This is a genomic window from Okeania sp. SIO3I5 (genome assembly GCF_010672085.1).
In the GTDB taxonomy this organism is placed as follows: domain Bacteria; phylum Cyanobacteriota; class Cyanobacteriia; order Cyanobacteriales; family Microcoleaceae; genus Trichodesmium.
Genome location: NZ_JAAHHT010000100.1, coordinates 1 through 21,020 on the forward strand (window position 1 = coordinate 1; position 21,020 = coordinate 21,020).

Annotated in this window: 19 protein-coding genes; 9 read left to right on the top strand and 10 right to left on the bottom strand. The window is 33.5% G+C overall.

Annotated features, from left to right (window positions below; all coding sequences use genetic code 11):
- Window positions 1-137: 137 nt before the first annotated feature.
- Window positions 138-1,001: a sugar kinase gene (locus F6K40_RS21350; protein ID WP_293139117.1), complete on the bottom strand. Its 864-nt coding sequence runs from the start codon at window positions 999-1,001 to the stop codon at window positions 138-140.
- A gap of 881 nt (window positions 1,002-1,882) precedes the next feature.
- Here F6K40_RS21350 and F6K40_RS21355 point away from each other — a divergent pair.
- On the top strand, window positions 1,883-3,271 hold the full coding sequence (locus tag F6K40_RS21355) for a DNA phosphorothioation system restriction enzyme (RefSeq protein WP_293139118.1): 1,389 nt from the start codon (window positions 1,883-1,885) through the stop codon (window positions 3,269-3,271).
- A gap of 721 nt (window positions 3,272-3,992) precedes the next feature.
- On the opposite strand, the gene F6K40_RS40955 is transcribed toward F6K40_RS21355, so the two are convergent.
- The 5 genes from F6K40_RS40955 to F6K40_RS21375 all read right to left on the bottom strand — a co-directional run bounded on the left by F6K40_RS40955 (window position 3,993) and on the right by F6K40_RS21375 (window position 6,094).
- Window positions 3,993-4,124, bottom strand: coding sequence for a hypothetical protein (locus F6K40_RS40955; protein ID WP_365672290.1), 132 nt, complete (start codon window positions 4,122-4,124; stop codon window positions 3,993-3,995).
- Window positions 4,125-4,348: 224 nt separating this feature from the next.
- A complete protein-coding gene (locus tag F6K40_RS21365; RefSeq protein WP_293139119.1) occupies window positions 4,349-4,486 on the bottom strand; it encodes a hypothetical protein in 138 nt (45 codons plus the stop codon).
- Window positions 4,476-4,730: a type II toxin-antitoxin system RelN family antitoxin gene (locus F6K40_RS21370; RefSeq protein ID WP_293139120.1), complete on the bottom strand. Its 255-nt coding sequence runs from the start codon at window positions 4,728-4,730 to the stop codon at window positions 4,476-4,478. The genes F6K40_RS21365 and F6K40_RS21370 overlap by 11 nt, the downstream gene beginning before the upstream one ends.
- A 440-nt stretch (window positions 4,731-5,170) precedes the next feature.
- Complete coding sequence (locus tag F6K40_RS40960; protein WP_365672294.1) at window positions 5,171-5,299, bottom strand: condensation domain-containing protein; 129 nt, start codon at window positions 5,297-5,299, stop codon at window positions 5,171-5,173.
- Window positions 5,300-5,419: 120 nt separating this feature from the next.
- Window positions 5,420-6,094 carry a DJ-1/PfpI family protein gene (locus F6K40_RS21375; RefSeq protein WP_293139121.1) on the bottom strand — a complete coding sequence of 225 codons (675 nt, stop codon included), beginning with the start codon at window positions 6,092-6,094 and terminating at the stop codon, window positions 5,420-5,422.
- Window positions 6,095-6,746: 652 nt separating this feature from the next.
- Here F6K40_RS21375 and F6K40_RS21380 point away from each other — a divergent pair.
- The 7 genes from F6K40_RS21380 (at window position 6,747) to F6K40_RS21410 (ending at window position 13,658) form a co-directional block, all read left to right on the top strand.
- A complete protein-coding gene (locus tag F6K40_RS21380; RefSeq protein ID WP_293139122.1) occupies window positions 6,747-6,992 on the top strand; it encodes a hypothetical protein in 246 nt (81 codons plus the stop codon).
- Window positions 6,989-9,061 carry an AAA family ATPase gene (locus F6K40_RS21385; RefSeq protein WP_293139123.1) on the top strand — a complete coding sequence of 691 codons (2,073 nt, stop codon included), beginning with the start codon at window positions 6,989-6,991 and terminating at the stop codon, window positions 9,059-9,061. Before F6K40_RS21380 ends, F6K40_RS21385 begins: the two co-directional genes overlap by 4 nt.
- Before the next feature lie 436 nt (window positions 9,062-9,497).
- Window positions 9,498-10,205: a hypothetical protein gene (locus F6K40_RS21390; RefSeq protein ID WP_293139124.1), complete on the top strand. Its 708-nt coding sequence runs from the start codon at window positions 9,498-9,500 to the stop codon at window positions 10,203-10,205.
- 194 nt (window positions 10,206-10,399) lie between these two features.
- The gene (locus F6K40_RS21395) at window positions 10,400-10,558 is read left to right on the top strand and encodes a hypothetical protein (RefSeq protein ID WP_293139125.1); all 159 of its coding nucleotides are present in this window, start codon (window positions 10,400-10,402) and stop codon (window positions 10,556-10,558) included.
- The gene (locus F6K40_RS21400; RefSeq protein ID WP_293139126.1) at window positions 10,555-11,421 is read left to right on the top strand and encodes a hypothetical protein; all 867 of its coding nucleotides are present in this window, start codon (window positions 10,555-10,557) and stop codon (window positions 11,419-11,421) included. The genes F6K40_RS21395 and F6K40_RS21400 overlap by 4 nt, the downstream gene beginning before the upstream one ends.
- Before the next feature lie 445 nt (window positions 11,422-11,866).
- Window positions 11,867-12,208 carry a hypothetical protein gene (locus F6K40_RS21405; RefSeq protein ID WP_293139127.1) on the top strand — a complete coding sequence of 114 codons (342 nt, stop codon included), beginning with the start codon at window positions 11,867-11,869 and terminating at the stop codon, window positions 12,206-12,208.
- A 1,015-nt stretch (window positions 12,209-13,223) separates the two neighbouring features.
- The gene (locus F6K40_RS21410) at window positions 13,224-13,658 is read left to right on the top strand and encodes a DUF1824 family protein (protein WP_293139128.1); all 435 of its coding nucleotides are present in this window, start codon (window positions 13,224-13,226) and stop codon (window positions 13,656-13,658) included.
- A 619-nt stretch (window positions 13,659-14,277) separates the two neighbouring features.
- Here the strand turns inward: F6K40_RS21410 and glgA are convergent.
- The 4 genes from glgA to F6K40_RS21430 all read right to left on the bottom strand — a co-directional run bounded on the left by glgA (window position 14,278) and on the right by F6K40_RS21430 (window position 17,606).
- Window positions 14,278-15,696, bottom strand: coding sequence for a glycogen synthase GlgA (gene glgA, locus F6K40_RS21415; RefSeq protein WP_293139129.1), 1,419 nt, complete (start codon window positions 15,694-15,696; stop codon window positions 14,278-14,280).
- A 633-nt stretch (window positions 15,697-16,329) separates the two neighbouring features.
- Window positions 16,330-16,794, bottom strand: a complete 465-nt coding sequence (locus F6K40_RS21420) for a DNA phosphorothioation-associated protein 4 (RefSeq protein WP_293139143.1) — start codon at window positions 16,792-16,794, stop codon at window positions 16,330-16,332.
- 88 nt (window positions 16,795-16,882) lie between these two features.
- The gene (locus F6K40_RS21425) at window positions 16,883-17,242 is read right to left on the bottom strand and encodes a RidA family protein (RefSeq protein WP_293139130.1); all 360 of its coding nucleotides are present in this window, start codon (window positions 17,240-17,242) and stop codon (window positions 16,883-16,885) included.
- Window positions 17,243-17,285: 43 nt separating this feature from the next.
- Window positions 17,286-17,606, bottom strand: coding sequence for a nucleoside triphosphate pyrophosphohydrolase (locus F6K40_RS21430; protein WP_293139131.1), 321 nt, complete (start codon window positions 17,604-17,606; stop codon window positions 17,286-17,288).
- Between the two features lie 1,447 nt (window positions 17,607-19,053).
- Between F6K40_RS21430 and F6K40_RS21435 the strand changes: the two genes are divergently transcribed.
- Window positions 19,054-19,821 (top strand): class I SAM-dependent methyltransferase, encoded by a 768-nt coding sequence (locus tag F6K40_RS21435; protein ID WP_293139132.1) that lies wholly within the window; start codon window positions 19,054-19,056, stop codon window positions 19,819-19,821.
- The last annotated feature ends 1,199 nt before the right edge of the window (window positions 19,822-21,020 follow it).

Sequence of the window (21,020 nt, forward strand, 5' to 3'; positions counted from 1 at the left end):
TCGTAGTCGGGGAAAGGCGGTAAGATAAATATTGCTCAAGCCCTACTACAAACAAATTTCTAGTTCCGAAATATTGATAAGAATGAATGGTTATAGTTAAAGTTCGTAGTCGGGTTTGAACAGTAAGATAAATCTGGCTAAAGCCCTACTACGAAAAAATTTCTAGTTCCGAAATATTGACAAGAATGAGCAGCAATATTAGCAGCATTTGCTAATGCTTCTGTAAATTCCCCATTAAAAATATAGTGACAAAATGCACCATGAAAAATATCACCTGCACCTAAAGTATCAACAGCATTAATTTTCGGAACTTCTACATTACCAAACTTACCTTGACTAAAATATTTGATAGGTTTTTCTCCTTGAGTAATGGCAATATATGGAATATTTTGATTTGCTAAATAGGCAAAAACTTCCTCTTGACTTTCACAATTAGGAGGATAAAAATTAGCCGAACAAATAGCATAATCAACAAAAGGTAAAATTTCCTCAAATCCAGATTTCCAACTACCTCCATCTATAACAATAGGAATATTTTTGGACTTAGCAAGTCGAGCAACTTTTAGACTTGCTGCCATTTGATGACCGTCAATTAAAACAATATCAATGTTATGAATAATTTCTGGCGAAATAAGTTCTTTAGAGATTTGAGATTTAACAGCATTAATAGAAATAACCGCGCGATCGCCTGTATCTTGAGTAGTAATAATTGATGAAACTGGTGGTGGTTCGGAACGATTTTTATCTAAGTCTTGGATTGTGACATTATGCTTTTCTAAATCTGCTTTAATTAGATGAGTTATCGGATGATTTCCTAACCCACAGAGAAGAGTTGTTTGATTATTAAAGTAGCTAAATGTTACCGCTGCATTTGTGGCAGGACCTCCGGCAGTAACAGCATAATTATTAGCAACAACTTTTTGATTTTTATCAGGATAAGTTGCTGTGAGATAAACTAAATCTAAAGTAATTAATCCGACAAATAATCCGGTTTTAGTCATGTTTTTTTTGTAAGCATTCAGCGGTTAGCTATCAGCTAGAGTAATTCTAAATAGGTTGTAAGATTTTATCGTAGGGGTTTGGTCTCCAAACCCAAGTGCAAATGGGATTTTGTAATATTTTATCGTAGGAATTTGCTCTCCTTTCCCCAAGCAAAAATCGGATTAAAAAACAAGCTATACATTTTTTTACTCATCATTTCATATTTCCATATAAGTTATAGCAATTCCCAAAAAGCGGTAAGCATTCAGCCGTCAGCTATCAGCTATAGGTTATTAACAGATAATCACAAGTTCAAAAGGAATTAGTCTATAAGGAGAATTAAAACTTATGAATAAATTGGTCAGCTTCAGCTAACCTTAGATAAGTTCTTACATTTAAAAGCTGAGTGCTGAACGCTAATAGCTGAATGCTTACAAAAAGCGTGAGGTACAAAATTCTTTGGTTTGAGGGAACAGGGAACAGGGAGTAGGGAGTAGGGAGTAGGGAGTAGTAATTCTCGTTCCGTAGGAATAGATAAAGAAGAAAACAACTGTACCTCCGAGAGCTTGGGAAACGCTATATTAACTCATCATAATGATGATAATTGTTGCTCTATTTAAAAAAGTTTTCAGCAATCATTAAGATTATTTTTTGAACGTTTAAAAATGGATTTTAAGCCTTCCTAAACCATCCTACTTACAGTAGTTTTCATGTCAATAAAGCACATAAAAAAAGATCATCATCTATAGACTTTGGTGCTTATGTTATAATAGTTTATCTAACTGAGTTTGGTCTCTAAATTTCTTATGAGCTTGGGTTGGGAGACCAAACCCCTACAGTTTTTTCTCACGAATGATTCCTGATTGCTATAGTTTTCATTATCCATCTACTCCCTAAAACAGTGAATATATTAGTAGAAAATTTAGGCATTCCTAAAATACCATCTAATTTAAAACTACGACTCTATCAACAACAAGCTATTAATAATTGGTTTGCTAATAGAGGTAGGGGAATTTTAAAAATGGCAACTGGTACTGGTAAAACAATTACTGCTTTAGCGATCGCTACTGAACTTTATCAAAAAATTGGTTTACAAGTATTAATTGTTGTTTGTCCTTATCGTCATTTAGTGACTCAATGGGGAAGAGAATGTGAAAAGTTTTCTCTCCAACCAATTCTGGCTTTTGAGAATGTAAATATTTGGCAAAATCAACTTTCTACTACTCTTTATAATATTCATTCTGGTCATCAAAAATTTATTTCTGTTATTACTACTAACTCGACTTTTATCTCAGATAGTTTGCAATCTCAGCTTAAATATTTTCCGGATAAAACTTTGATTATTGGGGATGAAGCTCATCATTTAGGTTCACCAAAATTGGAGAAAAGTTTACCAAAAAATATTGGTTTAAGACTTGCCCTATCTGCTACCCCAGAAAGATATTTTGACGACCAAGGAACTACAGCAATTTTAGATTATTTTGGTCAAGTATTGCAGCCAGAGTTAACTTTAGCTCATGCAATTCAACAAGGTGCTTTAGCTCGTTATTTTTATTATCCAATTTTAGTAGAATTGACTGAAGCAGAAAGTCGAAATTATGCCAAATTAACCGCAAAAATTGGTTGGGCGTTATTGTTATCAGAAAAAGAGAATGTGGAAATAGAAAAAGAAGATTTAAAAACTTTATTAGTGCAGCGTTCTCGGTTAATTGCTTCAGCCAAAAATAAATTAACTGCATTAAAAAATTTAATGGCAAATCGTTTACAAACAACTCATACTTTATTTTATTGTGGAGATGGATTGGTAGAAACAGAAAATATTTCAGATTTACGACAAATGGAAGCAGTGGTAAAGATTTTAGGTTCAGAATTAGGTTATCGTGTTAATACTTATACTGCTGAAACTCCGATTAAAAAAAGAGAGAAGTTAAGACAACAATTTGAAAGTGGAGAATTGCAAGGTTTAGTCGCAATTAATTGTTTAGATGAAGGGGTAGATATTCCAGCAATTAAAAATGCAGTTATTTTGGCAAGTAGTCGAAACCCCCGACAGTTTATTCAGAGAAGAGGCAGAATTTTACGACCTCATCCAAGCAAGGAAAGAGCAACTTTATTTGATATGATTGTCTTGCCTCCAGATCTGGGTAAAAGTAGTTTAGAAGTAGAACGAAATTTACTCAGAAAAGAGTTAAAAAGATTCTTAGAATTTGCCGATCTAGCAGACAATGCTGGAGAAGCTAGGGTAAAATTATTAAACATTCAAAAAAGATATGGATTATTAGATATTTAACTCAGGAAAAGAAGGAAGAAAAAGACTTGTGAAGAAGATTTTTCCCGTCACCGAAAGTTATTTTTAACTGAGCAAAGTTACGGTTATGAGATTAACTAGAGATTCGAGAAAATTCGCAATTATAGGGGCGATCACTTTGAAGCATTCGCTCCATTTAATACCAATTTCATAAAATATTGCAGAGCGTGGCTCTGTTCTTAGGAGTCAGGAGGTAGGGACGTTGCATAACAAAAATGCGAACGTCCGTAGGTCCTCAGGAGATAAGAACTTATAATATTTATTTTTTCTGACAGTAAAACTATTCCATGATTGACTTGCATATAGTTTAATAACTATAATATATTGTTTTTTCCCCAGAAATCATTTGATTTTTACCCTCTACATCGGCAGCAAATTTACTAACTTTTTTGTAATCATTTTACTGTAACTATCTATGCATGAATTTGGTATAAGAAACTAAAAAATTCAAGTTTTTTGATCTAGGGTTTGCTGAATAATTCTCAAAGTTTTGATATTTCAAAACTTTAGCATTTTTTTGTCGAAAAAAGTACGCCTGTTTTAGCTCTTCATGCTCAAAAAGTTAGTATTTTGGGCAGACAAAGACAAAAAAATTACTCCCCTACTCCCTAAAAAAGACTTTTTCAGCAAGTTCTATCTATCCTCTTCAGGAGGCGACTCCTCTGAAGCATGAAACTCAGCTAAGATACTGTGAATTTCATTATTAACTAATATCTTCTCGTTCAGTTTTAGAATAAATTGTTAATAGAAGTACGCTAGTCTCTGATTCAACTTGATAGATAAGTCGATAACCAGAACTTTTTCCTTTTTGAATATTGCTATTTTTAATTCTCACTTTTAAGATGAAAAATTATTCACCTATTCCAGTCAGGCGATCGCCAAGAAAATTACCGAAACAATTAAACAATTAAACAATTCAAAAATTAAATAATTAAATAATTCAGGTTTAAAGCCTCCCCAATAAAGGGGAAAAAAATACATTTTTTCCTTATTAGTCAATCCTCTCCCTAAAAGGGAGAAGTAATTATCCATTATCCATTATCCATTATCCATTATCCATTATTGAACTCTTTGTATTTCTTCGATAAGTGGTTGAATATCTAACCGGATAGAACGATATTTTTTAGAAAGTTTCTGCAAATTTTTTTTGTATTCAGGTGTTAAGTCAATCTCAATTACAGGAATATTATTCGACATCTATTCCCTCCCACATTTGAGAAAGGGGAATGCGTTGTCCTGACTTTGCTTGTTGCAATGCTCTTCTGAAACTAGCTTTTATTTCTGCAACGGGAGTATCATCTGGAGCGGGTTCAATTTCTGCTGTTAATTCTGGAAAAAGTAGGATAACTAGAACTTTGACTGGAGCTGAATTTTCAATAGGTTGATCGAGGAATAATTGCCCTTTTTCATCAAGAGTTCCTGTTACTTCAATAGCTTTCATTTGTTTTTTTCAAGGATATAATGCTCAATAAAATTAGGTTTTAAGTCTAGCCCTTTAAAGGGGGTAAAAAAAAGAAAATTCAGTCTTTAAAGTCTCACAGTGCAGTAATATCATGTCCGGTTGAATAGTTATAAATAAAAATGGAGGAGTCAGGAGTCAGGAGAAAAGAGGAGGGAAAAAAGAGGAGGGAGTTTTAAGCTATAAAGAAGAGAAAGTTTTTTGATCACGCTCTTATCCGGACATGATATAAGAGGTACTGATAACTAATAACTAACAAGGGTTCCTGTTACTTCAATGGCTTTCATCTGTTTTTATAATAAGTAGCTTTTCTCAATTATATTATAGTTTATAGGTAAAGTTAAAATAACTAAATATTTTGAGCAGACAATGCCGGAGAAGCTAGGGTAAAATTATTAAACATTCAAAAAAGATATGGATTGTTAGATATTTAAGTGCAAGAAAAATTCCTCGTAGACAAGGGATAGCTCTTTCAGGAAAAACTGTATTGACGAATCATCGCTGATGATATGGTGCATTGTTATCAACAGGTGATGTTCGCGATCGCTCAAACGAAGTGACGAAATGAGTTAGCCACCGCAAACATCACAATAATCTCATTATCCTACAACCACCGACCCAACTGATGAAACCAATTTCTTTGAGATTTAGGGGCAGTAAGGCAGTACAATTCAACAAGACCCAGTACATATATTGCAGGTATTCTCGGTAGGAGGTATATCTTCAGAAATCTTTGGATAATATTCAAGTATTTCTCTAACCTTCTGGGATACATCGTCCGAGATAACAATACGAATGATTTCCAGGGCTTCTTCTATGCCCGAAGAAATGCCTCCTCCTGTAATTCGGTTACAATCTGTCACAAAACGATTATATTCCTCTAGTATCTCTACTTCTGGAAATTCCCTAAGACAAGGGATAAACTGCCAGTGAGTAGTGGCCTTATATCCATTGAGTAAACCTGCTTTTGCAAGTAAAAGCGACCCAGTACACACAGACGTTATCAAGCTTGATTTTTTGCTGAATTGCTCGATGTAGTTGCCTAATTTCTGGATGTAGTCGAGTAAAATATTGTCTTGCAAAGCAGTTTCGATGGAAACAGGCCCGCCTCCCGGTATCCACAGGATATCTACTTCATTTATTTCTTGAAAGGTTTTATCTGGCATCACTCGAAGACCCCCAGGGGAAGTTTCCACCAATTCAATGCTCTGGGCAATAAGGTAGGTGGTCATTTTGTGCTGCCCGGCACTCACTTGTTCCACAAAAGAAAAAGGTTCCTGGGCACTCACTACATCTAGTAAATCTACACCAGAAAATAATGGAATACCTACAATAAGTTCGGTCATAATCAAAATCCTATTTCTTATACCATCTTATTATTATAGGCAAGTAACATATAAAAAGTATTTTCGATAATATTGGTTAGTGTCTAAACCGGGTTTAGTATAACACCTACTACCTACTAACTAGCAATCCAATATAACAAGACCAATTTTATGAATTTAGGGGTAGTGGTGTACAAGTAGTGATTTTTGCTGTTAGGTTCCTGAGAGTGAAAGGGGTTTAATTTTAACCCACATTCCACACTTCAATTTGTCTTATTAAAAGTAGCAGAAAAATCCGTAGTTTGGTAAGTATTTATACTATGCAAATCATCTCAATTACTTTTTTCGTCGCTCAAATTTCGAGTAAATAATTAAGCATAAATACTTGCTTGATTGATTACTCAATTACGGCAGCTATGATTTTCTTGTAAAATTATGTCTCCAGTAGGGGCTTTCCGGCCGGAAAGCCCCTACGACTCCTGACTCCTGATTCTATACTACATTTTGTGGTCGGAATGTGAGTTGTAAGTATCACTACATATACATGATTACCTACTTAAGCTACACTGCTCATCTTAAAAGATTGTGTAATTTCATTCTTGAGCATTATGTGTAGCCAAATTTGAGGATAATTTTGGCATGATATAAAGTATTACTTATTTTGGAAATTAAAATGACTTTAAAATACTCAGACAAAGTAATCAAAGAAATATCAAATATTTTTTCAGAAAAGCATTCAAAATATAATTCTAAAACTCAAAGTAAACTCAATGATATTCAAGAACCAATTACTACCGCTCCCCCAGAAGTAAAACAAATTATTGGGCGAGTATTGCAACTAGAAAAAGACCGACTTTATAAAAAAACTCCTCGAATTAATGATGATATTCTCAAAATTATTAAAGAAGCGGTGCAATGAAATTAATTTCAATTATCTTGTGTAACTTTCGTCAATTTTACGGCAAAACTCCAGAAATAATTTTGGCATCAGGAAAGCAAAATACAACAATTATTCATGGCAATAATGGTGCAGGTAAAACAACCATAATGAATGCTTTTACCTGGGTGCTTTATGAGAAATTTAGTGCTGCTTTTGCGGCAGAAACTCAATTAGTAAATAAACGAGCAATTACAGAAACAAAACCAAATCAACCTATAGCTTGTTGGGTAGAAATTATATTTGAACATGATCATAAACGTTATCAAGCAAAACGTTTATGTCGAGCTTATAGAAACGAAAAAAATCAAATTGAACATGGCAAAAGTGAGCTATATATGCAGATAGCTGGAGATGACGGACGTTGGTCTCCACCACCAGAACATCCTGATGATATTATTGGTAGAATTTTGCCAGAAAGTTTACATCGATATTTCTTTTTTGACGGGGAAAGAATTGAATATATTGTTCGAGATAACCAGAAAAGTGAAATTGCTGAAGCGACTAAAGAATTATTGGGAATTGAAGTATTAAATCGTTCTGTTAGACATTTAGGAGAAGCTAAAAAATCCCTAGAAACTGATTTAAGATTAATTGGTAATCCGGAGACTAAAAAGTTTTTGAAGGAAAAAAGTAAAATTGAACAGGAAATTCAGAAGTTATCAAAACGCCAAAAGGAAATAGAGCGAGAATTACAACATCATAGGGAATTTAAGAAAGAAATTAGTAGTCGTTTATTAGATTTTAAAGGTGCAGAAGGATTGCCTCAACAAAAAGACAAATTAAAAGTTCAGATTGGAACGATAAAAGAACAAATAGTAGAAGCAAATGAGGGGTTAAAAAGAGCTATTTCAACTCGTGGTTATATGGTTTTCTTATCAGAAGCAATAGCAGAATTCCGAGAATTATTTGGTTATTTGAAGGAAAAAGGAGAGTTGCTCACAGGAATTAATCGGCAGTTTATTCAACAGTTATTAGAAGAACAGCGTTGTATTTGTGGAGCTGAATTAACTACAGATTCGACCGGGAGAAAATTAGTAGAAAAATTGATGGAAAAAGCAGAAGTTGCTGATGTCGAAGAAACTGCAATTAGAATGACTGTACAAATGGATGAAGTTGAGAAGCAAGTGAAAGATTTTTGGGAAGAAGTTGATAGACAGCAAAGAAATATAGAACAATTACGTTATCAGCTTTCACGGGTTGAAAATGAATTGGAAGTCGTTCAAAAAAAATTACGCAGTTATCCAGATGAGGATATTCAGAAGTTACAAAAAAGGTTAGATGAAATTGAAATTAAAGTGGGAGATTTAAACCGAGAAACTGGTTCAAATACTCTACAGTTAGAAACTTTGCAGAAAGAAATTAAGGTATTAGATAAACAAGTCGATCGCCAAACAATGAATGAGTTAAGACAAGTTTTATGTCAAAGACGAATTGCTGCTACTCAGGATGCTATTGAGAGACTAAACGAAGTACGATTACGTTTAGAAAAACAGTTTAGAGTTTCTTTGGAAAAGCGGGTACAAGAGTTGTTTTCAGAAATTTCTTTTACTCCTTATATTCCTCAGTTAAATGAAAATTATGAGTTAACTTTAGTAGAAAATACTGGTGGTAAAAATGCTTTAGTTGCTGCTTCTACAGGAGAGAATCAAATTCTTAGTTTGGCATTTATTGGTAGTATTATCGATCAGGTAAGAGAATGGAGTCAAAAGAATACTTTAATGGGTCCGGATAGTAGCACTTTTCCTATTGTAATGGATTCTCCTTTTGGCAGTTTAGATGAGATTTATCGACGACAAATTGCCAAGACAATTCCTCAATTAGCAAATCAATTAATTGTATTAGTAACTAAGACTCAATGGCGAGGGGAAGTTGCTCAAGAAATGACTGATTATATTGGTAAGGAATATGTGCTTTCTTATAATTCTCCAAAACCAGATTGTGAGGAAGATGCTATTGAGTTAGGTGGTCAATCTTATGCTTTGGTAAAACGCAGTCCAAACGAGTTTGAATATACAGAATTGCTTGAGGTAGATGATGATTATTTTTAATTAGGACTTGGTAATTAATGGATAATGGATAATTAATAATGAATAATTATTTCTGGTTAAAACCGAGAAGATTGAACTAAGTGTGGAAATTTTTTTTCTTTTTTCTGCTGTAGTAAGAATAATTGGCGTTGGTGATTTTGGATATAATTTTTCTTAAATGGCGATTGTATAACTCCTAATTAAAAAGTATTTGATATTTAAAAAAATTAGATTTCATCGGTCGTTTTTTCCAGATTAAAACAATTTGATGATGTACTAATTTGCTGGAATAAATCCTGATTATTTTGAAACAAATTATAAACATAAACGGGGGTACTTAGCTATGGAACCTACTATTATAGCAATAGCAATATTGATGGGTAGTAAAATTTTTTAAAAAGCTGGTTCACAAGGAGGTAAAATAACATTACAAAAAACAGCTTCTTTATGGCAAAGAATGAAAAAAGAACTTGAGGAAGACACCAGAACTCATTCAATACTGATCGAGTTAGAAGCAAGTAATTATGAAGACCCATCAACTCAAACTTTAGAGGTAATTGCTGAGACTTTAGAAGAAAAAATTGAAACAAACCCTGATTTTGCTAGAGAAGTTCAAGAAGTTCAAAATATATTTGAAAAAGAACTTGAATCTAATTCTTCACCGGATGTTCAAGAATATGTGAGAGAAGTAAAGAGACTAGCTAATAAAATAAAGCACCTACAGAAAGACGTAGATGATGTCAAAAAAGAAATAAAAATAAATGTTGATAGAGGTGATTACTTAGGTCAATATCGAGCTATTCTTTCAGGAAATAATAATATTATTCAGGGAACATCGGGTGTCTTTTCTATAAATATAAAGCAAGGTAAAGTTGGAGGTATGATTTCGAGGGATATTTCTAGAAAAAATAGAGTAGAATCCCAATACTACACAGAATGCATCCTAGCTAAAATAGAACAAATAAAAGGAAAAACTACTCAATTTTTAACAGTGAAAGAAAGTATGGATGAGTTAGATAAAATTCGTCAACCTCGTTCAATATCAATAGATTATATACAACAGGAATTGGGAGTTAGATTTTCACTGTTTTTTTTGGGAGATGCTTTCTTTAGGCGGTTAACAAAAAAAAGAAAAAAGATGACATTAATCAAAATGAGGAATTAATTTCTACATAAAACTATTTTGAAAAGATTAGACATATAGAATCTCAAGTAGGCAAAAATCCTGAAGAAGATGAGACTTTGCTACAATCGCTTGGAAGTATAGCAGATGAGATAAATCTGAAAATATCAAAGTTAAATAACTGATTTATTCTAGCTTTGTATCCAGCTTCGTCTAGCAAAGAGCTAGTTGCAAATATGGTTTCTAAAATTGGGTATAAGGAAATTCGTGAAGAGGCAGAAACCCACTTGAATGTTATTAGCAAATTTGTAGATAAGCTAAATAAATTGATGGAAAAATTTGATATAGAACGACTGAATGAGAAACAAAAAAGTGAAATATATTTATCAAATTGAATGTTATTAGCAAATTTGTAGATAAGCTAAATAAATTGATGGAAAAATTTGATATAGAACGACTGAATGAGAAACAAAAAAGTGAAAGAGATTTATCAAACAATCAGAATAATACTGCTCTAGTTCAGGTTTTAGTTGATAAATTAAAAAATGGAAATTCTGAAGAAATCAGGAACTCCCTTGATGCAATAAAAGGCTTGATAAAAAACTCAAAAAATGAGCAACCCTCTCCTACTAATGATAATGACAAAGATAATGACAAAGATAATGAGAATATCTATGTTTTGAGTGATGAAGCACAAGCCACAATAGGTATAATGATAGACATTGAACAAAGACGTTATTTGGTTGAAAAATTAGTACGCTCCGATCTAGAAAAGGCTACGGTAACTACTCGTTTAGTAACTATAGCTATTATGTTTATTATTTCTTTAATGATGGTTGGAGGCTTGTTTCATAGACCTTTAGTAACAGTAGGAGAAAAACCTCTAGATGACCTAAAACTTCCACTACTAAATATTCCTTGGCCTGTTGTTTTCTGGAGTTTTATAGGTAGCTTCGCCGCAATGATTTATCGCTTCAACCGTCAACCAATTTATGAATTTGGTAATGTTCTTAAATGGACTATTACTCGATTAGTACAGGGGATTGTACTTGGTTCCGCTTTTTATCTAATTCTTGTTTCTGGTTTATCCCTATTAATATCAGAGAAAATAACTACAGAAGTAATCCTGATTTTATCTTTTCTAGTAGGCTTTAGCGATCGCTTTGCTGATAGTGTATTTAATACTTTTATTGAAAGATATACTAAGAATGCAAGGAATAAAGATCGAGAAAAGGTTGAGAATAAATCAGAAAGTTGAACTTCCTTAGAGAAAATTAAAGAATGGATAAATTAACTCAATACGCCAAAATTGTCAGACAAATTTCAACTGAATATATGTAATTATGAAAAAAAATCAAATAAGAATATTGACAACTTTCTGATTATTGAAAAGTCAAATACTCACTATAACAATCCTACTTTATTTTTCTATAAAAATCTTACCGCTTTTAGGGAAGAGGGAATCAGGAACAGGTCGGAGTTTCAGTTTTTTTATCTACTTTTTGATTTGTTAGAATCTAACTATTTCAAGCAAATAGCTCTCAGCTAGAGGTACTGATAATTGATAACTGAAAAGTTAGATTACTTTGCTGAATTGATTTAATATTATGTGGAATTTAACTTTATAGATATAGATTTGTGTAATATCTGTATTATGATAAGTTAAGAATAGTTAAGCAGATTTACAGTAGGAGGTGAGTCCCATGTTTAAGCAACAGAATCACAACCTCAAGGTTGTAAAACTAACAGAAGGAATTTTAGTCCATACTCAACTCAAAAGTGCTTATATTCCTGCACTGCGTTCTGGATTTGCAGGATACCCTGTCAATCCTCGTTGGAGTGGGGTGAAATTTTTGGCCTGGAAGACAGGAAGACAATGGCGACAAGCTTTGGTAAATGGAGAAATGGTAGTGCGTTCGACTGACTCCGTTTTGGTATCTGTCGATGAAGTCCCAGATTCTAAAGAAGAATCTTATGCTGTACAGTGGGGCTACCAAAATTCAATCCTAGATAACTTACTTAAGCGACAAAAATTGACAGTTTAACTGTTCTGTTAAGTCGTCTAGAATAACTGATTTTATGGTTTCGTAAAAATCCACCCTAATGTTTCAAATAATACCTTTTACCCCACAGGGACTTTTTCTCGTTTTTGTGGGGTAATATTATTTTTGGTTATACCAAGCGTGAAAAAAGAATGTTACAAATAATAAGGGCGATAAAAAAACTTGCTGATTGAGATGTTTTTTTGACGAATTCAATAAGTTATGAACTAAGAATGGCGTCTAAGCTATTCCCATTTGACTCCTTAGGACCTACGGACGTTGCTTGAGCATTAATGCGAACTTCCCTACTGAAAAAAACGAGATATTTTTAGCAAACATTGATCAAATTGGTATTACACTTATGATTAAGATAGTGGAGGAGTGGAAAAGTAGGCTAGAAATTGAAATCTGGTTTCTTTTTCTTGAGTGGGATAGCGCTACGTGCCAGAAAGAAATTATAAGTTAGAAGTAATGTCTCAGAGAGTTTTTGGTGTCGAAATACTTGCCTAGGGGATGACGCAAACAGCATTTAGTAATGTTTGGGTCGTTTGCTTCGAGTCCTATATATAATTTCTGGAGATTTCTATTAAATAATTATCTGAAGTTGATATAATATGATAGTTATTAGTACTCAGCTATCAGCAGTTAGTTTTTTTGTAACTAGGAGACGGGAACGACGTTCGCAACATAATATTGCGAGGTTTGCAGGTCATCTGCCATAACTTTAATCGGTGATGCCATACAGATTCAAGGTGCATAGCTTTCAGGAGATTAAATGCTGCACTTAATGTGTTGCACTTATCTAGAGTTTTTCAAACTTAAATGTTGCACAGTATTTTTTCTTCTATTTCCTGTTTCCTTAGATCCAAAACTTGTGTATCTCACCAATTTTATAATTGTTATATAGGATTTCTCAAGTTATTAAAGTAAACTAATTTTTATTATTTTCTCTATCCTGTTATCTATCAAGGTATTCCCTACCTTCAGCGTAAGTTAAATTAATTTTATACAGGTACTGATGTCTACTCAAAATATTCATAATCTCACTGTTTCTCAAGCTGAAAAATTTCTCAATGAATTTACTTGTCAAGATATTAAAGTAGTGGAATCACAAGAAGAAAAGGCTATCATCCGTGCAGCAATCTTACTATTAGCTAATTTGTCTGATTATCAAATGTTGGGAATTTGTGCTAATTCAACTACTGAAGCTTTATATACTTTAGGAAGCTATTTAGAAGGTTTAGGATATAATACTACTCTGATGAATGAGTCTAATTTGAACTCAATTCCAGGGTCTGTTTATTTGAAATTTAATGGTATGAAAGAGTCATATATTGTGGAACCCTATATTGGAAAATATCGGGGTGTATTAGTCTCTTGTCAATCTGCTGAAGAGAAGGGTATTAATGGAACTTATGGTTATTTACCACTAGATTTATTTATTGAAAATTAAAGTTATTTTTATGTTAATTATTGCTCTGCGTGATTAATTATCAAAGGATTGAGAGATAAAGGTATTAGCTTTTTTAGGTCGAAAAAAGTGCAAACTTTTAGTTCTCTAGAACTCGAAAAAGTTAGCATTTTTAGCAGACAAGGGCGGAAAAATATGAGGGAAAAAATATCTGACTACTTCCTCTATAATTCCTATTTATCCTGACTCTTACCCTCGCTCAGAAGACTTTTTCCGCAAACCCTAATTAAGTCTATGAACTAACTGGAAAAGCAAGGGTTCAAAAGTAGAAAGTAGGGAAGTTGGATGCAATGTCTGTACACATCAATTTTTCACCTTTGTATCAGTTTTATAGAGCAGAAAATTCATATAATCTCCGCACCCTATTTCTATAGTGCTATATAGCAGTCGAAGCAAAGGTTAGGACAGTTCTAAATCCTGTTTGCGGAGCATTTCCCTATAAGAAAAACCCTTTGATAGTCTGCTATTCCCTGTTCCCTATTCCCTATTCCCTATTCCCTATTCCCTATTCAAGTAGCGCTACACTAATACTATAAAAATAAAAAGAAAAAAGAAAAAGGAATTGGGATATTTTACCTCAATTCCTTTTCTATATTAGGTATTATTGTGCTAACTCAGGCTCTTTTTGTACTTCAGTGTCTTCTTCAGGTAATCCGAGCATTGATTTGTACATTTTGATATACTCGTAAGCTGATTCATCCCAGCTAAAGTTTTCTCTCATGCCACGTTTCTGCAATTCATGCCATTTATCTTTAAACCGGAAAGCTTCACACGCTCGAATCATTGCAGTAAGTAGGTCTAGTGGTTCGTACCGATCAAAAGAATAGCCAGTACCAGCATTATTAATTGGGTCATGGAAAGACACAGTATCAACTAACCCACCTGTACGACGCACAATAGGTATACTACCATAACGCATTGCCAATAACTGACTAATACCACAAGGCTCAAACCGACTGGGCATTAAGAAGGCGTCGGTACCCGCATATATTCGTCGAGCAAGTGCATCATTATGTAAAAGTTGGACACTCATCCGGCCAGGGTAACGAGTTGCTATCTGCCACATTTGAGTTTCGTAGAAGCGATCGCCAGTACCCAACAAAATAAACTGACTATCAGTATAAGCCATAAACCGATCCAAGACTTGCAGCATTAAATCAAGTCCTTTTTGCTCTACCAGTCGGGAGACCATTCCTACTAAGAAGGTATTTTTATTAACTTCAAAACCTACCTCTTCTTGAAGAGCAACTTTATTAGCAACCCGTTTTTCCAAGGTATCGACATTATAAGTTTGAGCAATATATCTGTCATTAGCTGGATTATAAAAGTTCATGTCGATACCATTGAGGATGCCCAGTAGTTTCCCGCCAATAAAAGACATTAAACCATCTAAGCGTTCGCCGTAGGCAGGTGTTTGGATCTGACTTGCATAGGTGGGAGAAACAGTAGTTACCCGATCGGCAAACTGAACTGCTGCTGCCATTGTATTATGCCCTTCCATGTACCAGGGACACCAAGTAATTCTTTCCAAGTACCAGCGCCAAGGTCCTTGATAAGCTAGGTTATGAATAGTAAATACGGTTTTAATGTCTGGAGTTTCGTGCATCCAAACTGGAATCATGCCAGTGTGCCAGTCGTTGCAATGAATGATATCTGGTTTCCAGCCATTCCAGCAAAATTCAGCTGTCCCATTGGCAAATAGAGTGAACCTCCAGTCCTCATCATCTCCATAGTAGATCCGACGTGGCCAAAAACTAGGATGACCAAATAGGTACAATGGCACATCACTTTTTGGTAGTAATGTCTCATAAATCTTGAAGTTTTGATACATGGCAGTTCCTTCCCAGATGGGTTCTTCTGGAACTTCCATCTTGTCGCCCAGGAAGCCATAATAAGGCATGAGGATACGGACATCGTGACCCATGTTCCGTAGCACTTTGGGTAAGGCGCCAACTACATCTGCCATACCACCAACTTTTGCTAAAGGGGTCACTTCAGCAGACACAAATAAAATTCGCATAATTCTTGAATTTGCGTTCCCTTTTTGATTCTCAATATCGTCATAATACCTGTATGGGCGCACCTATAGCAGAAGTTAGAAGTCAGAATTTAGAATTTAGAATTTAGAATTTAGAATTTAGAATTTAGAATTTAAATTCTTTTTTTTGCTTGTTCCCCATTACTGAAAAATTGGGCGTTGCACAATTAGGAATGATGAAACCGGAAAGTAGATATTTTTAGATAACTATTTCCTGAATATATGTACAATTTAAAATATATTATCATTCTTTAATGTGCAACCCCAAAAATTGAGATTTAAAGCCTTTCCTTTCAAGGTCTGGTTGTAGTTTCTTCTTACCGAAATAATTAATAATTAAACAATTAAATAATTAGATAATTCAGGTTTAAAGCCTCCCCAATAAAGGGGGAAAAAGCGGTCGGCAAGCGGAGCAGTCCGTTAGGATGGGATGCCGTTAGCGGAGCGGCTCTGCAAGAGCGGGTCTCCTTTCCCTCCGGGACGCTACGCGAACGGCATATCCAATCGACTAAGAGAAATAAATCTTTTCCTTTTAATCAATTCTCTCCCTAAGAGGTAATTATCAATTATCCATTATCCATTATCCATTATCCTATCCATTATCCCCACATTCTGCTATCCCAAAAATTTAGTTAAATCAAATTCTGCTTCTGGTTGAGGTTTTTGATATCTTTCAGAAATTAAAACTAATAAAAGACGTTCTGAATAATTTACCGCACCTCTTAGTTCATCTTGTAAAATTTCTAATCCTCCATTGGCATATTCTTCAAATATTTTAATCCGATTTTCTTCTATTTCTTCATTGTTTTGGGAGAGGATTTTTGTATCTCTTGTGTCGGCGATCGCGATTAATTTAATAATACTTTCATATCCCCTAGACCAAAACACTTCAATATTAATCGGACCTGGTTCTCTTGGGGAAATTTCTGTCACTGGTATTCGCTTTTTTTTCTTAATAGCTAAAGAGGCAGCAAATACTATTACATCTGCATAAGTTTTAAACGGACCTGTTTTTCCTTCTGACTCAGTTAAAGCTTTGACTAAATCTGCTTTATCTTTAGCAATTTTAATTCTATTCATCACTAAATTTATTCATCACTAAAAATTAAATATTTATATTTTTATTTGATAATATTTATTCTTCTACAAAATAAGTATTAGCTTCAATTTATAATAACATTTCTGGAGATACTAAACGACTTGCTTCTACCATGGTAGTAGCTGGTCTTATTTCACAAAAAAATTCACTATGCGCCTTGCCTATTTCTTCCCATTCCTCAATATTTTTCACAGAAATTATTGTTCTCACTACATCTTTTAAACTGGCTCCGGCCGCCTGCAAAGCTGTTTCAATATTACTGATAATTTGTATAGTTTTTTCATCAGCATTTGTACCAATAATTTCCCCCATTTTATCAGTGGCAGTTGTACCTGATACATGAAGAAAATTACCCACAAAAACAGCACGAGAATAACCTACGATTTTTTCCCAAGATATATTAGTGGATATGTTTTTTATAGATGACATTTCTAATATTTCCTATTTACTGACAACTGAAATGACTGGTATTTCATTCTGTCCATAATAACATAGTTTTATTATCAAAATCTCCTTTGCTTGCTCGCTTTTTATCTTGTTCTAATCTAACTTGATTATAAGAAATGCCATAACTTTTGAGTAAAGCATCTACTACTTCTAATAAATCGGCTATTTCTACTACTAAATCATGGTTATTTGCTGCAGCAGCTTCTTGAGATTCTTCAATAAGTTTCTGTCGTAATGCTTGCCGATATTCTATTTCTGACAGAGTTACAACTTGGTATTCTATACCACTTTTACCGATAATTTCTGGGATGCGATCGCGGACTAATTTATTATGTTCTTGACGCATGATTGTATTGTCCCATTAACTAATTTTTATCTCTTGATTGAACTAATACTAATTACTAAACATAAAATATATATAGCCATAAGAAATCATTTGTGAGAAAAAACTTTAGGGGTTTAGTTCCCAAACCAAAGCGCTAAAGGATTTGGAGACCAAACCCCTACGATCAAATCTTACAACCTATTTAGGATTGCTATACTAATTGCTACAAATATACTTAGACTCAAGTCAAATTTTTCTGTTCTTTAAAATTAATAAACTATGTTGATAATAGTAAGAATTAATTTTCCAATTAAAGACTAAAGCAATCCTAAATTGGTTGTGACAATTTTTATAATAATAATTTAAGCTAAAAACTATTAAAATTCTTTACGTCGCCAATCTGAGCAAAAAATGAGGTCTCTTGCCTCCCCCTTTTAAGAGGATGAAAAAAATATTTGATTCAGTATTTCAAGTCTTCGACTTTAGTCGGGTACTGATAACTGAAATGACAGTTCTCCTGCCTGTAGGGGCGATTTTCTAACAGAATGCTCCGCAAACGCGAATCGTCCCTACCAGCAAAATATTACAACTTAAATAGGATTACTATATAAGCTAGAAGTAGATAAATCTGATTGAGAAAAGTAATTACCGAATAATTAATAATGATTAATTAAATAATTCAGCTTAAAAGCTTACCCTTTCAAGGGAAAAAATTCATTTTTTTCCTTCTTGGTCTTACCTCTCCCTAAATAGGGAGAGGTAATTATTAATTGTTAATTGTTAATTGCTGAATCATACCTTAATTGTGCCTCTGGTTAAATTACTAAAATTGCGAAATATAATTGGTTCATTAAAGTGAATATATATTAATATAAGAGATTGAATGTATCAGAAAATATAAAAAGGAGATAGGGAGCACTTAACTGGGAATAGGGAATAGGGAATAGGGAATAGGGAATAGGGAATAGGGAATAGGGAATAGGGAATAAGCAGTCAACATAAATATTTGTCGCTTAAAAAGTCTCGGAATATATGTACTGAATACTTCTTTATCGACCTTCTTTCAATCTCTTAAATTATTACCGCTTTTAGATTCACATCACAAGTGATGCTCTCTGAATACTTATTTTACAAACAGTCTCTAAGTAGGTAGACAAAATTCAACTAAAAATAACCGTAGGAAGTAAATTTTCCCAGACTATAACTAAACTTTGTACTGGTTTTATGACCAAACCCCTACAGAATTTTCTTCTTGAAAATTAACTTTATTTATGACCAATAAAACTCTCAAACCTCCCCTTAGCTGAACCGCGTACTGTCGTTTTACAAGGAGATAAAAAACGGTCGGGGGATGGATAGGTATCCTCGCCATATCCAATCAACAAAGAAAAATAAAATTTCGGATTTTCTTGCTTCCCTATTACTGGATATAATAATAACTGATAACTGAAACTACTAGGTACTTAACATGACTAAAAAATTTCTAAAATCTCTACAAAATATAGGAATAATTTTATCTTTATTTATCTTAATTTTAGGCATGAATTCTTGCAGCATCAACAGTGATATAGTTGCCAATTCAGATATAATTTACCAATATAGAAATATCCATAATCCCGAAGGTATTGGGAAATTTTATCTAGGTCGAGAAATTGCTAAAGTAATGGGACATGAAGGTGCTAGATGGCTAGAAAGAGCTAGTAGAAGCTATCAAGAAAAACCTGAAAATGCTATTGATAATCTTGATTTAAAACCTACAGATGTTGTTGCAGATATTGGTGCTGGTACTGGCTATTTTACTTTTAGAATTAGTCCTTTAGTTCCCGAGGGAAAGGTACTGGCAGTAGATATACAACCAGAAATGTTAGAGTTAATTAATTTTGTTAATAAAGAGGAAAATATTACTAATGTTGAAACAATTTTAGGGAATATTGATAACCCAAATTTACCCCCATCTAGCGTTGATATTGTTTTGTTAGTTGATGCTTATCACGAATTTGAATATCCACGAGAAATGATGTTAGGAATAGTTGAGGGATTGAAACCTGGTGGGCGAGTAGTTTTATTGGAATATAGGAGAGAAAATCCAATGATTATGATTAAGGGTTTACACAAGATGAGTGAAAAACAGGTTAAAAAAGAAATGAAAGCTGTGGGTTTGGTTTGGCAAGAAACTAGAGATTTTTTACCACAACAACATTTTTTAGTATTTAAAAAGCCTGACATTTCTTCGTGAAAATACAGTTAAGAATAATACTTAATTCAGGCATATATAGTTACATTCAGCAATTAACAATTAACAATTAACAATTAACAATTAACAATTATCTCTCTCTTTTAGGGAGATGATTTACCAAGAAGGAAAAAAAATTATTTCTTAAAGGGAGATTGGATATGGTTAGGTAATCCATCCATCCCACCCTTCGGGAAACTGCGTTAACGACCGCTTCTTCACCTTTCAAGGGGAGGCTTTAAAGGTGAATTATTTAATTAATAATTATTATAGCAGTTGAAGCAAAGATTAGGAAATTTCTAAATCCTAAAACCCTTTGACAGTTTACTATTGCCTATTCCCTATTCCCTATTCCCTATTCCCTAGCGCTATAATTATTACAGCGGTTTTCGCAAAGGTAGACTACAAAGCTTCTGCCTTATGCCTTTAAACCCAAATCTCAGGATTATGCAATGGAAAATTTTGACAGATAATTCTATTTAAAAGTGGCAAACATAAGTTTTTTATTCTCTTTCAATTTTTTCTTAATCAGACCAATCTAAAGACCATTTTTTCTGGGGTAATTTAGTAGTTGGGATATTGTTATGGCAACCATGCAACGTTTCTACCTACTCCCTTTTTTACTGTCAGAACTTTGTTGGAATTTGGTATTAATTATTTGTAGTCTAATGTCAGAATTATGCAAGAGAAAATTTTGACAGATAATTCTCTTTAAAAGTGGCAAACATAAGTTTTTTTATTCTCTTTCAATTTTTTCTTAATCAGACCAATCTAAAGACCATTTTTTCTGGGGTAATTTAGTAGTTGGGATATTGTTATGGCAACCATGCAACGTTTCTACCTACTCCCTTTTTTACTGTCAGAACTTTGTTGGAATTTAGTATTAATTATTTGTAGTCTAATCTCAGGATTATGCAATGGAAAATTTTGACAGATAATTCTCTTTAAAAGTGGCAAACATAAGTTTTTTATTCTCTTTCAATTTTTTCTTAATCAGACCAATCTAAAGACCATTTTTTCTGGGGTAATTTAGTAGTTGGGATATTGTTATGGCAACCATGCAACGTTTCTACCTACTCCCTTTTTTACTATCAGAACCTTGTTGGAATTTGGTATTAATTATTTGTAGTCTAATCTCAGGATTATGCAATAGAAAATTTTGACAGATAATTCTATTTAAAAGTGGCAAACATAAGTTTTTT

Excerpts from the sequence above, each read along its gene's own strand:
- F6K40_RS21385 (WP_293139123.1), top strand. The coding sequence starts at position 6,989 with ATGAAATTAATTTCAATTATCTTGTGTAACTTTCGTCAATTTTACGGC.
- F6K40_RS21435 (WP_293139132.1), top strand. The coding sequence starts at position 19,054 with ATGACTAAAAAATTTCTAAAATCTCTACAAAATATAGGAATAATTTTA.
- F6K40_RS21380 (WP_293139122.1), top strand. The coding sequence starts at position 6,747 with ATGACTTTAAAATACTCAGACAAAGTAATCAAAGAAATATCAAATATT.
- F6K40_RS21430 (WP_293139131.1), bottom strand. The coding sequence starts at position 17,606 with ATGCGTCAAGAACATAATAAATTAGTCCGCGATCGCATCCCAGAAATT.
- F6K40_RS21375 (WP_293139121.1), bottom strand. The coding sequence starts at position 6,094 with ATGACCGAACTTATTGTAGGTATTCCATTATTTTCTGGTGTAGATTTA.
- F6K40_RS21370 (WP_293139120.1), bottom strand. The coding sequence starts at position 4,730 with ATGAAAGCTATTGAAGTAACAGGAACTCTTGATGAAAAAGGGCAATTA.
- F6K40_RS21420 (WP_293139143.1), bottom strand. The coding sequence starts at position 16,794 with ATGAATAGAATTAAAATTGCTAAAGATAAAGCAGATTTAGTCAAAGCT.
- F6K40_RS21365 (WP_293139119.1), bottom strand. The coding sequence starts at position 4,486 with ATGTCGAATAATATTCCTGTAATTGAGATTGACTTAACACCTGAATAC.
- F6K40_RS21425 (WP_293139130.1), bottom strand. The coding sequence starts at position 17,242 with ATGTCATCTATAAAAAACATATCCACTAATATATCTTGGGAAAAAATC.
- glgA (WP_293139129.1), bottom strand. The coding sequence starts at position 15,696 with ATGCGAATTTTATTTGTGTCTGCTGAAGTGACCCCTTTAGCAAAAGTT.
- F6K40_RS21405 (WP_293139127.1), top strand. The coding sequence starts at position 11,867 with ATGTTTAAGCAACAGAATCACAACCTCAAGGTTGTAAAACTAACAGAA.
- F6K40_RS21390 (WP_293139124.1), top strand. The coding sequence starts at position 9,498 with ATGAAAAAAGAACTTGAGGAAGACACCAGAACTCATTCAATACTGATC.
- F6K40_RS21410 (WP_293139128.1), top strand. The coding sequence starts at position 13,224 with ATGTCTACTCAAAATATTCATAATCTCACTGTTTCTCAAGCTGAAAAA.
- F6K40_RS21350 (WP_293139117.1), bottom strand. The coding sequence starts at position 1,001 with ATGACTAAAACCGGATTATTTGTCGGATTAATTACTTTAGATTTAGTT.
- F6K40_RS21395 (WP_293139125.1), top strand. The coding sequence starts at position 10,400 with ATGGTTTCTAAAATTGGGTATAAGGAAATTCGTGAAGAGGCAGAAACC.